This window comes from Testudinibacter sp. P80/BLE/0925 (assembly GCF_053570785.1).
The window spans coordinates 2,353,357-2,368,976 of sequence record NZ_CM131636.1; the positions used below are offsets into that span (position 1 = coordinate 2,353,357).

Below are 15,620 nucleotides of genomic sequence, written 5' to 3' on the forward strand. Positions count from 1 at the left end.
ACCTTTTGCCATATTGACCTGACTTGTTAACGCTGATCGTCCAATTCCACGCCTTTCGGCACGTTGAATTGGAATAATTTACTATCCAGAGTGACGTTATTCATATTGCGCAACATATATAAATTCGCCTGTCCGTCTTGCTCAATGGTGCTGAAATTGCGTAGCAGCCCATTTTTGTCGATCCGCACTTCAAATTGTTTGATCGCACTGTTTTTTGCTTTTGGCTTCAAGGTAAAGGTATCGTCTTTTTGACTGACGGTATATTGCGCCCACTGTTTCGGATCGTTTGTCGTCAGCAAAATAAACGGCGTGTTATCAATCGCATCTTCGGTTTTGCGTGCGGTCACTTGCTGTACGAACGGATCGTAATACCATAAGGTTTTGCCGTCGGCGACAATCTGGGTTTCTTGCGGTTTTTGAGTGTCCAAACGGAACAGATTCGGGCGTTTCACTTGGAATTTGCCATTCCCCTCTTGTACCAATTTACCGTTGGCGGTGGTGACGCGTTGGTTAAAATCGGCACTGTAAGATCCCACTTCCGCCAAGCGTTGTTGCAATTCGTCAACCGCCGCCGCCCACAGATTGGTGGCGGCTGAAAACAGCAACGCGGCAAGTGCGGTATGGCGTAAAAGTGCGGTTTTGTTCAGGTATTTCATGCTCTTTCCTTTAATACGTTTAATCAAGTTGCGTACAGATAAGACAATCAGCTTAGCAATAGGTTCTTAAGCGCGTCTTAATCATATTGATTACGCGGCGCTAAAATTTCACGTTTGCCGTTGCTCGCCGCGGAAACAATGCCTTGCGCTTCCATTTGATCAACAATCCGTGCCGCACGGTTAAAGCCCAGTTTGAAATTACGTTGAATCGAGGATATCGAGGTATTGCCGCTGTTCAGCACATAGTCCGTCACTGCGTCGAACAGTTCATCCAGATCATCATCACCAGCACCGACCGCACTTTCGCTGTTTTCGTCCTCTTGCGACACCACGATGTCGTCCAAATATTGCGGTTTACCGCGCGCGCGCCAATCGTCGGCGACTTTCGACACCTCTTCATCGCTCATAAACGCGCCGTGTACCCGAATCAGTTCGGACGAGCCTTGCCCCGAATACAGCATATCGCCGCGCCCTAATAACGCCTCGGCGCCGCCTTGATCCAAAATGGTGCGCGAGTCGATTTTGCTCGCCACGGTAAAGGCAATCCGGCTTGGAATATTGGCTTTAATCAAGCCGGTGATCACGTCCACCGACGGGCGTTGGGTCGCCAAAATCAAGTGGATCCCCACCGCGCGCGCTTTTTGCGCCAAGCGTGCGATCAACTCTTCCACTTGCTTCCCTGCCACCATCAACAAATCGGCGAATTCATCGACGATCACTACGATATAACTCAATTTTTCCAGCGCCGGCGGCATGGTATCCATGGTGTCGCCCGGACGCCAGGTCGGATTTGGAATCGGTAAATTCATCGCTTCCGCTTCGTCGATTTTGCCGTTGAAGCCCTCGATATTGCGCACATACAGCGACGACAGCAATTGATAGCGGCGTTCCATTTCATCCACGCACCAACGCAACGCATTGGCGGCTTTTTTCATATCGGTGACCACTTCGGTCAGCAAGTGCGGGATGTCGTTGTAAATCGACAGTTCGACCACTTTCGGATCGATCATGATAAAACGCACCTCTTCCGGTTTGCGTTTATACAGCAGACTTAAAATCATACTGTTAACACCGACCGATTTCCCTGAACCAGTTGAACCCGCCACCAACAAATGCGGCATTTTCGCCAAATCGACTACAATCGGTTCGCCGCTGATGTCTTTGCCCAAAGCAAGCGGCAAAATCGCGTTGCTCTGCTTAAATTGGCTGCTGGCAAGCACATCACGCAGGCTGACGGTTTGGCGGCGCAGATTCGGGGTTTCGATGCCGATATACGGCTTGCCCGGAATCACCTCCGCCACGCGGATTGAACGGAACATCAACGCACGCGCCAAATCGGTGTCCAAACCGCTGACTTTCGAGGCTTTGGTGCCCGGCTCCAATTCCAACTCATAACGGGTGACCACCGGTCCGACCAGCACACTTTGCACCTTGGCTTTGACGTTGAAATTGCGCAGTTGGTGTTCGATCTGTGCCGAGGTTTCGTCAATTTCTTCCCGGCTGATGTCTTGCTCTTCCGCTTTGCGCTGTTCGAGCAGATCCAGACTTGGCAACGGCGTATTCGGTTTGCCTTTATGGCTGACTTTCGGTTGTAGCAGCGGGTGAATCAAGCTGTTTTCATACGGTTTATAATCCGGCGTGGTTTTGACCGCACTTGTGCTTTCCACTTCCGGCGTCGGTGCGCCGTTTAAAATCACTTGCAGCTCTTTTTCGGCATTTAATGCCTTTGCCTGCCGCTGCATTTCGTCTAAACGTTGCTGTTCCCGTGCGGCAAACTGGCGCGCCAATTCATCATTCAGATCGATGTTTGTCTCCTCTGCCGACGACAGATCATCAACATCAAACCGCACTTCGGTTTGCTTCGCCGCCGTCGCCAAGCTGACTTTCGCTACGCCGTCCAAGGTCGGCACGGACAATTCTGACGGCGCAAGCGTTTGCCCCACCGGGCTGGCGCTCGCAATCGATACTTTTGGCAATTCCGCTGTCGATTCAATCTGATATTGTGCGAAATTCGGCAAATCGTCATTTTCACTTAATGGCAATTCCGCTTGCTGATCCGCTGCCGCCGGCGCCGATGGTTGCTGCGGTTGCAACCCGATAATCACCCGTTGCGCTACCGCACTTTGCCTGTCGGCTGTATCCGCTTGACGCCGTTCAGCCAATTTGGTTTCTAACGCTCTTTTCGCCGCCGCCTCTCTGGCGCGCAAGACGCTTTCCGGTAAGATCACTTCGTCCAACTGCTCAACCGGCGCCGCGCTCATTGGTGTCGGTTCTAATTCATCCTCGGCTTGCGTTTGCTCTTCATCCTCATATTTTGCGGTTAGCCATTGGTAGGCGCTGACCAGCAACATCACCAACGACATGCCCGAACTGAGAATAAAACCGACCACAGTTAAACAAAAGGCGGCCATAAAACTGCCGAACACGCCGAAAGACGGATAAAAGCTTTGGATCAACCAACCGCCCAACACGCCACCGGCAAGATAAGTATCGCTATTCGATAACAGCAAGGCCGCAAGTGCGGTCAAGCCACACAGCAGCAGCACGAAGCCGATCAATCTGACCACTAACCGCCCTTTGCTGAATTGATCGCGCCATTTATTACGCAACAATAGGATCGATGAAATCACCAAGACAAAGGGTAAAAAATTGGCAATCGAACCGAACAAGGCAAACAGCATATCAATACACCAAGCGCCGAATGCGCCGGCTTTATTCAAGGCTCCTTGCTGCGGGCTGGCGACGGTCCAAGCGTTGTCATACGGACTGTAGCTTGACCAAGCGATAATCAGGTAAACCCCGAATAAGGCGATCGAGCCTAAAATCATTTCGGTAATATAGTGTTTTGCCGTGTATTTCGGTCTTAAATTTCGAATCATGGTGTACGTCTATTCTGTTTTCGCTTTCAATTGCAGGTAATTGGTTTGTTTCACTTCTTCCATCACCACATACGTGCGGGTGTCGTTGACGCCGGGCAGGCGCAGCAAGGTCGTGCCGAGCAATTTGCGGTATGCCGCCATATCGGCAACGCGGGTTTTCAACAAATAGTCAAAATCGCCGGATACCAAATGGCATTCTTGAATTTCATCCAGTTTTTGCACTTCGGCGTTAAATTCTTCAAACACATCGGGTTTGCCGCGCACCAAGGTAATTTCGACGATCACCAACAACGGCGAATCGAGCAATTCCGGATTCAGCAACGCACGATAACCGGTGATCACTCCCTGTTTTTCCAAACGGCGCACCCGCTCCAAACAAGGCGTTGGCGACAACCCGACTTTTTTCGACAAATCGATATTGGAAATTTTTCCGTTACGCTGTAATTCGTCCAAAATTTTTATATCAATCGCATCAAGGGCTTTGGTTAATTTCTTTGACATTTTCGCAATTCCGCCGACAGTAAAAAATAAAAAATCAGGTAATGTGGTAGATTACCTGATTTTTGCGGTTTTTTATAGACTTGAATGTGTTTTGCGCGACTTTATTTTAGCAAAAAACGCCCCTGCGCAATACGGATTAAGGTTGCCACAAACAGCAAGGCAATACCAATGCTGCCAAACCAAAACAGCGGTAAACCGATCGCCTCAATGCCCTGCAAATCGGCTTGCGTTAAATAAATGCCAACATTTGCCAATGAACCTAAACCGAATGAGAATCCCCAAAAACCGAGGCTGAAACCGTTGGTATAAATCCAAGGAAACAAGCGCGCCAGAAACAGCACCTGCAACAAGCCATAACCGAGCAATATCAAGCTAATGGTATCTACTGCGCCCCCGTTTAAGTGAAAATAGGCGTTGCCGGCAACAAACGCCGGCGCCAACTGAATGCCGATTACCGGTCGAACCGCGTCATCCAACGGATTTAAATTACGCAAACGCTGCAACACCGCCGGTTCCAAGGTTAGCCATGAAATCAGCCCCATGCCGAAAAACACCATGCCCCATGCAGTATAACCTAATTCGGCAAGTGCGGTCGCGCTGACAAAATTGGCGGCAACCGTGGGTAAATAGATAACCGGCGTTGTGGCTTCGGCTTTATGGATACCGCGCCATAAGCCGGCCGAACGGTAGGCGGCAAACAGCAATTGTCCGACAGTACCTAATGCAATTAAACTAACGCCAAGCGGTTTAGCCCATGATAATAACGACATACCGAATAGCATGGCGGTTATCGGAATCAAACTGATAAAACAGCAGATCACCAAATGATGTAATTCCGCTTGCGCGCTCTGCCGTGCCACAACCCATTTGGCAATATAAACCGCCAACAGCGCTAACCAAATCACGCCGCTGACGCACAGCAACATTTCATCTATCCATTGCGGCAAACCGGCAAACAACGCCGCGGCATGATGCCATGCCAGACCGATGGAAAACAAACCCAGCGTAATACCAAAATAGTTGACTGGAATCGGGAATGGCTTTGGAACAGGTTGGTTCATAGAAACTAACTCACAAAATTGGTCAATGTAAATAGGGTGAGATTATTTTACGCCTAATCGCTAAAAATCATGACCGAAATATATTAAAAACAATGTAAATAGGGCAACCACAATGGATTGCCCTATCCGATAAATCATAATGCCCGGTTATTCGTAACGCTTGAAAATCAAGGTGGCGTTAGTGCCGCCGAAACCAAAGCTGTTTGACATCACGATATTCAGTTTTTTATCGGTTTGCACTTCGGTAATAATGTTCATTCCTTGCGCTTTTTCATCCAATTCTTCGATGTTAATACTCGGTGCGATAAAATCGTGGTTTAGCATTAACAAGGAATAAATCGCTTCATGCACACCTGCCGCTCCTAATGAGTGCCCGGTCATGGCTTTAGTCGAAGAAATCGCCGGGGTGTTATCGCCGAATACCGCTCTTACCGCTTCCAATTCTTTGACATCGCCAACCGGGGTTGAGGTGCCGTGCACGTTCAAATAATCAATTGGCGCGTCAATCGTTGCCATCGCCTGCTGCATACAACGCACCGCACCTTCGCCGCTTGGCGCGACCATGTCATAGCCGTCGGAAGACGCGCCGTAACCGACGATTTCGGCATAAATGGTTGCGCCGCGTGCTAACGCGTGTTCCAACTCTTCCACTACGACGATACCGCCGCCGCCGGCGATAACGAAACCGTCACGGGCGGCGTCGTAAGTACGCGAGGCTTTTTCCGGCGTATCGTTGTATTTAGTCGATAATGCCCCCATCGCGTCAAATTCACAGGCGCATTCCCATGCCAATTCTTCCGCCCCGCCGGCAAACACCACATCTTGTTTACCGAGTTGGATCAATTCGACCGCATGTCCGATACAGTGGGCCGAAGTGGCACAAGCCGAGCTGATACTGTAGTTGACGCCGCGGATTTTAAACGGTGTCGCCAAACAAGCGGACACGCTGGACGCCATGGTTTTGGTCACGGCATAAGGTCCGATGGCTTTCACGCCGCGCGGTCCGCGCATGGCGTCTGCGGCAACGATCTGCCCGTGTGCCGAGCCGGTACCGGCGCCGACCACCAAACCGGTGCGGTTATTCGACACCATTTCATCGGTCAATCCCGAATGTTCAATCGCTTCCTGCATCGAAAGATAAGCATAAGCTGCGGCGTCGCCCATAAAGCGCATGATTTTACGGTCGATCAACTCTTTCGGATCGAGTTTCACCGTACCCGCAATATGGCTGCGCATGCCCACTTCGATAAATTCCGGTACAGTTGTAATCCCGGATTTACCTTGTTGCAACGACGCCAATACTTCTGCTTTATTATTACCAATACTTGAAATGATACCGTAGCCGGTGATAACTGCTCTTTTCATTTACTCCAATCCTTACTCGAAATGCGATAATTAAAAAATTTATGTCAAAATTTCAACTTACAACTGTTAGCTGAACAAGTTACTATGAAAATAAAATAATGCAAGTTTTTATTGCCTGCCGACGGGTTTTAACCCTCTCGCTTGCTCAAAAAACAGACAGCATTTTCACCCCTAAGGATTTCGCGCTACAATAAGCAAAATCCACAAACCATAATGCCTATGAACAAGACGCTCAAAACCGCCTCAGCCCGGCTGAGTTTTACCGCTGATAATACGCCGCTTTCGTTACAGTTTGATGACATCTACTTTTCCGTACAAGACGGTTTGGCCGAAAGCCGTTATGTTTTTCTGCAAGGAAACAACTTGTTGCAACGTTGGCAGCAGCATGCGCAACCGCACTTTGTGATCGCCGAAAGCGGTTTTGGCAGCGGTTTGAACTTTTTTGCCTGTGTGCAGCTGTTCCGTGAATTTCGTCGCCAAAATCCTGCGCATAAACTAGCCCGCTTATATTTTCTCTCGTTTGAAAAATACCCGCTAACCCCGCAACAACTGCAACAAGCGCACCGCACTTTGCCGCAATTCGCCGCATTGAGCCGACGCCTGTGCCGCCATTATCCGTTTGCGCTGAACGGATGCCACCGTTTGCATTTCGACGACACGATTTTGGATCTGTGGTTCGGCGATATTCAAGATAATTTGCCGCTGTTGGGCGATTATATGCGGCAAAAAATCGACGCGTGGTTTTTGGACGGTTTTGCGCCGAGTAAGAATCCGCAGATGTGGAATGATGATCTTTACCAAGCGATGTCTCGTTACAGTAAGCCCAATGCCACCTTTGCCACCTTTACCGCGGCAAGTGCGGTGCGCAAGGGCTTGCAAGCCGCGGGGTTCACGGTGGCAAAGCGGAAAGGCTTTGCGCATAAACGCGAGATGTTATGCGGTTATAAAAATCCAAATCACGCGCCGCAAATGCAAACGCCGTGGTATTTGGCGCAAAGTGCGGTCGGCGATGTGAACGAAGTTGCAATTATCGGCGGCGGCGTTGCCTCGCTGTTCACCGCACTTTCCTGTTTAAAACGCGGCTTAAAAGTCACCGTGTATTGCGAAGATCCGCAACCTGCGCTGAATGCCTCAGGCAATAAACAGGGCGCACTCTATCCGCAATTGAGCGATGATGATCGGCGTAACAGCCGTTTTTATGCGCACGCGTTTGGTTATGCATTGCAACAGATTCAGGATGTTATCGAGCAAGGCGTTGCGTTTGAATCCGGCTGGCAAGGGGTGGCAATTTGCGCGTACAACTGTAAGGTCAAACAAAAATTGGCACACATTGCGGCGCAACAATGGGGCGATGATTTATTCCGTCTGTGCGACCAAAGCGAACTTAGCCGTTTAAGCGGAATCGAGTTGCCTTGCGACGGCGCGTTTATTGCCAAAGGCGGTTGGCTTGCGCCGCAACAACTGGTGCAAAACGGTTTTGCCCATTTGCAAACCGTCTATCCACACGATGGACAAAAGTGCGGTTTAACGATTCGTTTCAACCAATCGATCACGGAACTGAACCCGCAAGAAAACGGTTGGCGATTAAATAACGCACAAGGCGAACATTTCCAACACCAAGTGGTGATGTTGGCAAACGGACATCGATTAACCCAATTCCGCCAAACAGAACGGCTGCCGCTGTACCCGGTGCGCGGACAGGTCAGCCAAATCCGAACCGGCGCACAGTTGCGCCATTTAAAAACGGTGTTGTGCTATGACGGCTATTTAACGCCGGCGGATTGGCAGCAACAAAGCCATTGTATCGGTGCCAGCCATGTGCGCAACAGTGCCGACCGCACTTTTAGTCCGGCGGAGCAACACCAGAATGTGGAAAAAATTCAGCACAATTTAGCCGGTTGCGCTTGGTTGAGAGAAGTCAACGCCGAGGATAATCAAGCCCGTATCGGGGTGCGTTGCAGCACGCGCGAGCGTTTGCCGATCATGGGTTGCGTACCGCACTTTGCACAAACCGCCGAACAATACCGCAACCTGTTCAATCTACGCCGTCGCCGTCAAGCGATTGCTCCTGCGCCGGTGTATCCGAATCTGTATCTTATCGGCGCACTCGGTTCACGCGGTTTAACGTCTGCGCCGTTATTGGCGGAAAGCTTGGTTTGTCAGGTTTTAGGCGAGCCGCTGCCGCTGGGCGAAGATATTTTGCATGCCCTCAATCCAAACCGCACTTGGCTACGCAAATTGTTGAAAGGCACGCCGTTGGGATAAATAGAAAAAAATGAGCCGCAACTGCGGCTCAGACTAGGATTTCAGCTGTTAAAACACACGCTCGGTCGTTTCGCGCACATCTTCGCCTTTCAAGTAATAATAGATAAATTCGCAGATATTTTGGCAACGGTCGCCGATACGTTCAATCGCCCGAGCGGCTAAAAGTGCGGTCAGCAAACTGTCAATACTGTCCGGCGCAATCCGCATTCCTTCTTTCACATCTGTCATAATCTCTTTATAGCGCTCGTCAATTTTAATATCGCGCACGTATACGCTTTTCGCTTCTTCCAAACTCATGCTGGAAAATGCGCGTAAGGTATCATGCAACATCGCAATTGCGTCTTGCGTCATGACATCAATCTTATCTTGCAATCTTTTCTCAATTTTAACGTCATCATGCAAGGCGGTTTGGCTCATCTTATCCACCGAATCGCCGATACGCTCTAATTCGGAAGCGACTTTTAAAATCGTGATGATAAAGCGCAGATCATCGGCTAACGGCTGGCGACGGGCAATCAAAGTGACGCATGCCTCGTCAACCGCCACCTCCATCGAGTTGACCTGTTGATCGCCTTCCACTACATCGTTTGCGCTAATCTCGGCATTGCCTTTCATTACTTGCAACGCATCATACAGCTGTTTTTGCACCAAACTGCCCATGGTCAGCAACAACGATAATAGGTGGCTTAAATCACGATCATATTGTCTTATGATGTGTTTTTTTTCATTTAATGTCATCTTTTTCTCCTTTTAACCGGGGTTTCTAGCCGAAACGTCCGGTAATGTAATCTGCGGTTCTGCCGTCTTTCGGACGGTTGAACATCATTTCCGTTTCGCCGTGTTCGATAATGTCGCCCAAATACATAAACACCGTGTAGTCGGAACAACGCGCCGCCTGTTGCATATTATGGGTGACGATCACCACGGTATACTCTTTTTTTAACTCAAGAATCAAGTCTTCAATCATCCCGGTCGAAATCGGGTCGAGTGCCGAACAGGGTTCGTCCAGTAGCAATACTTCCGGTTTAATCGCAATGCCGCGTGCGATACACAGACGCTGCTGCTGCCCACCCGAGAGGCTGTAACCGCTCTTGAACAGTTTGTCTTTGGTTTCATTCCACAGCGCGGCTTTGCTTAACGCCCACTCGACGCGTTCGTCCATTTCAGGTTTCGACAGTTTTTCAAACAAACGCACCCCGAAAGCAATATTATCATAGATCGACATCGGGAACGGCGTCGGTTTTTGGAACACCATGCCGACTTTGGCACGCAGTAAGGAAATGTCTTTTTTGCTGCTGATGATATCTTCGCCGTCCAATAAAATTTGCCCTTCCGCCCGTTGTTCCGGATAAAGCGCATACATTTTGTTAAAAGTACGCAACAAAGTGGATTTACCGCAACCGGACGGACCGATAAACGCCGTGACTTTATTGGCTTCGATGTCCAAATTCAGATTTTTCAAGGCATGAAAATCGCTGTAGTAAAAGTTGAGATCTTTTACTTCGATAATTTTTTTGCCTGCTTCGGTTTTATTCAAATCAATAATGCTCATCGGTTATTCCTTACTTCTTCTCTTTATTTTTAAATACAACGCGCGCCAAGATATTTAATAGTAACACCGCGAACGTGATAATCAGTACTCCGGTCCAAGCCAATTCTTGCCAATTGGTAAACGGGCTGGAAGCGAATTTATAAATCGTCATCGGCAAACTCGCCAGCGGTTTACTCATATCCAAACTCCAGAATTGGTTGGAAAGTGCGGTAAACATCAATGGTGCGGTTTCGCCGGCAATACGCGCCACACTCAATAACACCCCAGTGATCACCCCGGCAGTCGAAGCGCGTAAGGTAATCGACAGAATCATCTTCCATTTCGGCGTTCCTAGGGCATACGCCGCTTCACGCAAGTTATTCGGAATCAGATTCAGCATATTTTCGGTGGTACGAATCACAATCGGAATTTGCAGCAAGGCCAAGGCGACAACTCCCGCCCAACCGGAGAAATTACCAAACGGCGCCACAAACAGCACGTAGACAAATAGCCCGATAACAATCGACGGTGCCGACAACAGAATGTCGTTCACAAAACGCATGCCTTCCGCCAACCACGATTTTTTGCCGTATTCCGACAGATAAATCCCGACCAAAATGCCCAACGGGGTGCCGACAACCGTGGCTAAGATCACCATCATCAAGCTTCCGACAATCGCATTCGCTAATCCGCCGGTTTCCGCATTCGGTGCGGGGGTCATTTCTAAGAAAATATCCAACGATAAGCCGGCAATCCCTTTTTCCAAAGTGGTGAACAAAATCCAGACCAACCAGATTAAGCCGAACACCATCGCCAACATCGCAATTGCAATCGCAATATTATTGATCATACGGCGTTTGTTTTGTAACCGCTGTTTGACAATTTCGTATTTATTGTTGGTTGCAGTTGCCATTACTTCGCCCCCTCATTTTTCGACAGACGACGCACCAAAAGTTTGGATACGATTAACACTAATAAGGTGATAGCAAACAAGATTAAGCCTAATTCCATTAAGGCGGAAATATGCATATCGGATTCGGCTTCGGCAAATTCGTTGGCAATTGCCGAGGTAATGCTATTACTCGGCATGTACAACGACAAGCTGTCGAGTTGGTAAGTATTTCCGATCACGAACGTTACCGCCATGGTTTCGCCCAAGGCACGCCCTAAACCCAGCATGATCGCGCCGACCACACCGCTCTTGGTGTAAGGCAGCACAATGCGCCATACCACTTCCCAAGTGGTGCAGCCCACTCCGTACGCCGATTCTTTCATCAACGCCGGGGTTTGTTCAAACACATCACGCATTACCGAAGCAATGTAGGGAATAATCATAATCGCAAGGATAATCCCGGCGGCTAAAATTCCGATCCCGAAACTTGGACCGGAAAATAACGAACCGATAATCGGGAAACCGGAAACCACTTCACCAACCGGACGTTGGAAATATTTGGCAAACAACGGAGCAAAAATAAAAAAGCCCCACATCCCGTAAACGATACTCGGCACTGCCGCCAAAAGCTCAATCGCCGTCCCCAACGGGCGGCGCAGCCATTGCGGCGCTAATTCAGTCAGAAAAAACGCAATCCCGAAACTTGCCGGAACCGCAATAATCAAGGCGATGAGTGACGTGACCAACGTTCCGTAAATCGGCACAAGCGCACCATATTGATCTAAAGGCGGATTCCATTCTTTTGACCAAAGAAAAGCAATCCCGAATTCTTTCATTGCCGGCAGGGAAGAAATGATCAGCGAAAGAATAATTCCCCCAAGAATTAACAACGTCAGATAAGTTGAAAATCTGACCAGTAATTCAAAAAAAATATCACCTTTCTTACTTGGTGATATTACCGCTGAGGATTTATTTGACATATTACGTCCTTTCTAAATAAATCGTTAGGAAATAAAACGGAGTGTGTTCACACTCCGTTGAGTTGACATCCGGAATTAGTAAAGCGCTTTTCCGTCTTTATCAACAATATTTGCTTTCCAAGCTGATTTAATGGTATCAACAACTGATTTTGGTAAGACGGCATAGTCTAAAGCCAAGGCTTCATCGCCGCCTTTATCCAACGCCCACTCAAAGAATTTCAAGGTTTCGGTCGCACGCTCTACGCTACCCGGTTGTTTTTCAACCAAAATGAAAGTCGTTGAAGTGATAGGCCATGCATTCGCCCCTTTTTGTTGAGTCAAATCTTGGGCGAAAGAGCTGTTCCAATCGGCACCGGCAGCCGCATTACTGAAGCTGTCAGAGCTAGGACGCACCACTTCACCGTCAGCGGAAATTAAACTGGCATACGGTAAGTTGTTTTGTTTGGCATAAGCATACTCAACATAACCGATTGCGCCGTCAAGTTGTTGGATTGAAGCGGAAACCCCTTCGTTGCCTTTACCACCGAATGAACCCGGCGCCCATTGTACGGTTGAACCCGACCCCACTTTTTCTTTCCACTCTGCGCTGACTTTTGACAAATAGCTGGTGAACACGAAAGTGGTGCCTGAACCGTCAGCACGGCGGATAACCGCGATGTCTTTGTTTGGTAAATTCAGATTCGGATTCAATTTCTTGATCGCTTCGTCATTCCATTTTTTCACTTTGCCCAAATAGATGTCAGCCACGGTATTACCGTCTAACACCAATTCACCACTCTTGATTCCGTCCAAGTGAACCGCCAACACCACACCGCCGATGACGGTCGGGAATTGGAATAAACCTTCTTTTGTCAATTCTTCATCTTTCATCGGCGCGTCAGTTGCACCGAAATCGACGGTTTTGGCGATGATTTGTTTTTTGCCGCCGGAAGAACCGATACTTTGATAATTGACACGGTTTTTGGTTTCTTTTTGATAAGTGTCAGCCCATTTTGCATAAATCGGCGCCGGGAATGATGCGCCTGCGCCGGTAATATCAACCGCAACGGCACTATTCGCCGCCAATACCATGGTTGAACCCATTAATGCGAATAACGAAGTACGGACAAATTTATTTTTGATAGCTTTCATGAGAGTCTCCTTAAAGTAAAAGTATTAAATCTGATGATTCTCGACCTTATGGCAGCCCATTTCTGCCCCGCCACATAAAACTTATGGCACGAATATAGACCAATATTTTTATCAGGCAAGCCCTTTTTTCCTTGCGAAAACCAACAAAAAAGCTAGTTATGACGCTATTTTTATTTTATTATCTTTATGAAATAGAATATTTTTTTATTTTTGTCATATAACTGTCATAAAACAAAAAAGTTTAACTGCCTATTTTTTAAACAGCGATATCCACTCTAACCGCACTTTACGATATTGTCACCGAAAAACAGCCGTTTGCATTGCATTTCTCCAAAGCGAAAAAGCGGCAATAATCCTTTTGTTTTTAGCGGATTTTTGTTACACTTCACAACCTCATTTGGGGCTGATTCTGGATTCGACGGGATTGGCGAAGCCCAAGGTGCATGTCGAGGTGCGGTAGGTCTCGTAAACAAACCGCAAAACAATAGTCGCAAACGACGAAAACTACGCTTTAGCAGCTTAATAACCTGCTCATAGCCTTCTCTCCCCAGCTTCCGCTCGTAAGGCGGGGATCAAGAGGAGTCATCCCAAACGAGATCGCGTGGACGCCTCCGCTTGCGGATCGAAACGTTAAATTGAATCAAGCTAGCTTATCTGTCGCGTGTCTGTCCGCAGTAGGTAAGTGAAATTAAAGACCGACTAAACATGTAGGACTGAAGGTAGAGTAATTTCGGACAGGGGTTCAAATCCCCTCAGCTCCACCAAAAAATATATCGTTACTGTTCGTAGCGTATCGGAAAGCCTAGAGAATACAAGCCTCTAGGCTTTTTTATTGTTCGTAGCTTGTCGTATTATTTCGCCTTAAATCTAGAATTTTAGTAATACGTTTAGTAATATGCCGATCGTATTACTAAAAACCGTATTACTAAAAACGCCCGGAGGCTTGATATGTCTAGGATTGTTAAGAGTTTAACCAATACACAAGTTGATAAAGCAAAACCATTAGAAAAGCCTTATCATCTTGCTGACGGTGGCGGATTGTATCTGTTAGTAAAGCCCAATGGGGTAAAGACGTGGCAATTTAATTATTACAAGCCGATAACCAAAAAGCGCACCTATATCAGCTTGAACAATTATCCCGATCTTTCTCTTGCTCAAGCACGATCCAAACGAGAAGAATTTAAAGCGTTGCTAGCTCAAAATATCGATCCGCAACTCTACCAGCAACAAGAAACCGAACGGCAGCAACAAGCGGATAATAATACGTTTGCCAAGATTGCCGGGGCATGGTTTGAAGAACGGAAAACCCGCGCCCACTTTTCAGAGAAAACTGCAACTGATACTTGGGGCATGATCAAACGTCATTTACTCCCCCACTTTGGCGAATTGCCAATAACACAAATTACCGCACTTATGGCAATTAATGCGTTTAAGCCGTTGCAGGTTCGCGGAACGCTGGAAACCTTAAAGCGCGCAATTCAGAAAATGAATGAAATCATGACTTACGCCCTACACCGAGGAATTATTGAAAATAACCCAATCGCCAACATTGGCAAAGAATTCGACAGTCCAACCGTTACCCACATGAAAGCAATTAAACCGGAACAATTGGGCGAATTTTTGACAGCCCTCGCAAATGCGAATTTAACGCTCACTACGCGGCTTTTAATTCAATGGCAACTGCTGACAATGACACGCCCAGCAGAAGCCGCCACGGCGCGCTACAGTGACATAAACGAGAAAGAAAGGATATGGACTATCTACATTCAAAAAGGCTTAAAAACGACTGACGAGGGACGAGAGCATAAAGTTACGCTATCAAGGCAAGCTATCGCTGTTCTTCGTGAAATAAAAAAAATCAGTGGTGGCAAAACGTATTTATTCCCAAGCATTAAAAATCCGACAACCCACATCAACACCCAAACCGCAAACGCCGCTATAAAAAGAATTGGTTATCAGGGCAAGCTGGTGGCGCACGGTATGCGAGCTATAGCCAGCACCGTCTTAAACAAAGCCAGAACGCCCGACGGTTTACGCCGCTTTGATAAAGATTTGATCGAGGTGGCATTATCACATATCAATAACGACGACGTGCGCATGGCTTATCTCAGGGCGGAATATTTGCCACATCGTTTTGATATGCTGCAGTGGTGGGGTGATTATGTCGAACAAGCCGCACAGAGTGCGATCCCTAAATTCCATCTTCAAATTGTGAACGGATAACTTTTAGCCAGTCTTTGCGCTGGCTTTTTTATATTTTGTTATTATTTTAAACTTTTTGATTTTTATCTACTTATCTATTTATTAAATATAATATATATTTATTTTTTTGATTTATAAAGAAAAAATAGAAGTAGAT

The 15,620-nt window shown here is 47.6% G+C and carries 12 protein-coding genes and 1 other RNA gene; 3 read left to right on the forward strand and 10 right to left on the reverse strand.

What is annotated here, in order from left to right:
* Positions 1 to 26: 26 nt before the first annotated feature.
* The 5 genes from lolA to fabB all read right to left on the reverse strand — a co-directional run bounded on the left by lolA (position 27) and on the right by fabB (position 6,462).
* Positions 27 to 656 carry an outer membrane lipoprotein chaperone LolA gene (lolA, locus tag ACWA5Z_RS11390; protein ID WP_431052463.1) on the reverse strand — a complete coding sequence of 210 codons (630 nt, stop codon included), beginning with the start codon at positions 654 to 656 and terminating at the stop codon, positions 27 to 29.
* A 77-nt stretch (positions 657 to 733) separates the two neighbouring features.
* Positions 734 to 3,535 (reverse strand): DNA translocase FtsK, encoded by a 2,802-nt coding sequence (locus tag ACWA5Z_RS11395; RefSeq protein WP_431052465.1) that lies wholly within the window; start codon positions 3,533 to 3,535, stop codon positions 734 to 736.
* A gap of 9 nt (positions 3,536 to 3,544) precedes the next feature.
* On the reverse strand, positions 3,545 to 4,036 hold the full coding sequence (lrp, locus tag ACWA5Z_RS11400; RefSeq protein WP_431052467.1) for a leucine-responsive transcriptional regulator Lrp: 492 nt from the start codon (positions 4,034 to 4,036) through the stop codon (positions 3,545 to 3,547).
* 101 nt (positions 4,037 to 4,137) lie between these two features.
* Entirely contained in the window at positions 4,138 to 5,097 is a 960-nt protein-coding gene (gene tehA, locus ACWA5Z_RS11405; RefSeq protein WP_431052469.1) for a dicarboxylate transporter/tellurite-resistance protein TehA, read from the reverse strand.
* A gap of 147 nt (positions 5,098 to 5,244) precedes the next feature.
* Entirely contained in the window at positions 5,245 to 6,462 is a 1,218-nt protein-coding gene (gene fabB / locus ACWA5Z_RS11410) for a beta-ketoacyl-ACP synthase I (RefSeq protein WP_431052471.1), read from the reverse strand.
* 219 nt (positions 6,463 to 6,681) lie between these two features.
* Here fabB and mnmC point away from each other — a divergent pair, with 219 nt between their 5' ends.
* On the forward strand, positions 6,682 to 8,727 hold the full coding sequence (gene mnmC, locus ACWA5Z_RS11415; RefSeq protein ID WP_431052473.1) for a bifunctional tRNA (5-methylaminomethyl-2-thiouridine)(34)-methyltransferase MnmD/FAD-dependent 5-carboxymethylaminomethyl-2-thiouridine(34) oxidoreductase MnmC: 2,046 nt from the start codon (positions 6,682 to 6,684) through the stop codon (positions 8,725 to 8,727).
* A gap of 48 nt (positions 8,728 to 8,775) precedes the next feature.
* Here the strand turns inward: mnmC and phoU are convergent, their stop codons facing one another.
* From phoU to pstS, 5 genes are all read right to left on the reverse strand, one after another.
* Positions 8,776 to 9,465, reverse strand: coding sequence for a phosphate signaling complex protein PhoU (gene phoU, locus ACWA5Z_RS11420; RefSeq protein ID WP_431052475.1), 690 nt, complete (start codon positions 9,463 to 9,465; stop codon positions 8,776 to 8,778).
* A 25-nt stretch (positions 9,466 to 9,490) separates the two neighbouring features.
* The gene (gene pstB, locus ACWA5Z_RS11425) at positions 9,491 to 10,279 is read right to left on the reverse strand and encodes a phosphate ABC transporter ATP-binding protein PstB (RefSeq protein WP_431052477.1); all 789 of its coding nucleotides are present in this window, start codon (positions 10,277 to 10,279) and stop codon (positions 9,491 to 9,493) included.
* Between the two features lie 10 nt (positions 10,280 to 10,289).
* Entirely contained in the window at positions 10,290 to 11,171 is an 882-nt protein-coding gene (gene pstA / locus ACWA5Z_RS11430; protein WP_431052479.1) for a phosphate ABC transporter permease PstA, read from the reverse strand.
* Positions 11,171 to 12,130, reverse strand: coding sequence for a phosphate ABC transporter permease PstC (gene pstC / locus ACWA5Z_RS11435; RefSeq protein WP_431052481.1), 960 nt, complete (start codon positions 12,128 to 12,130; stop codon positions 11,171 to 11,173). Before pstC ends, pstA begins: the two co-directional genes overlap by 1 nt.
* 75 nt (positions 12,131 to 12,205) lie before the next feature.
* Complete coding sequence (gene pstS / locus ACWA5Z_RS11440; RefSeq protein WP_431052483.1) at positions 12,206 to 13,261, reverse strand: phosphate ABC transporter substrate-binding protein PstS; 1,056 nt, start codon at positions 13,259 to 13,261, stop codon at positions 12,206 to 12,208.
* 399 nt (positions 13,262 to 13,660) lie between these two features.
* Here pstS and ssrA point away from each other — a divergent pair.
* Both ssrA and ACWA5Z_RS11450 read left to right on the forward strand, forming a co-directional pair.
* Positions 13,661 to 14,025, forward strand: a transfer-messenger RNA (tmRNA) gene (gene ssrA, locus ACWA5Z_RS11445).
* A 184-nt stretch (positions 14,026 to 14,209) separates the two neighbouring features.
* Positions 14,210 to 15,484, forward strand: a complete 1,275-nt coding sequence (locus ACWA5Z_RS11450; protein WP_431052485.1) for an integrase arm-type DNA-binding domain-containing protein — start codon at positions 14,210 to 14,212, stop codon at positions 15,482 to 15,484.
* Positions 15,485 to 15,620 lie beyond the last annotated feature (136 nt).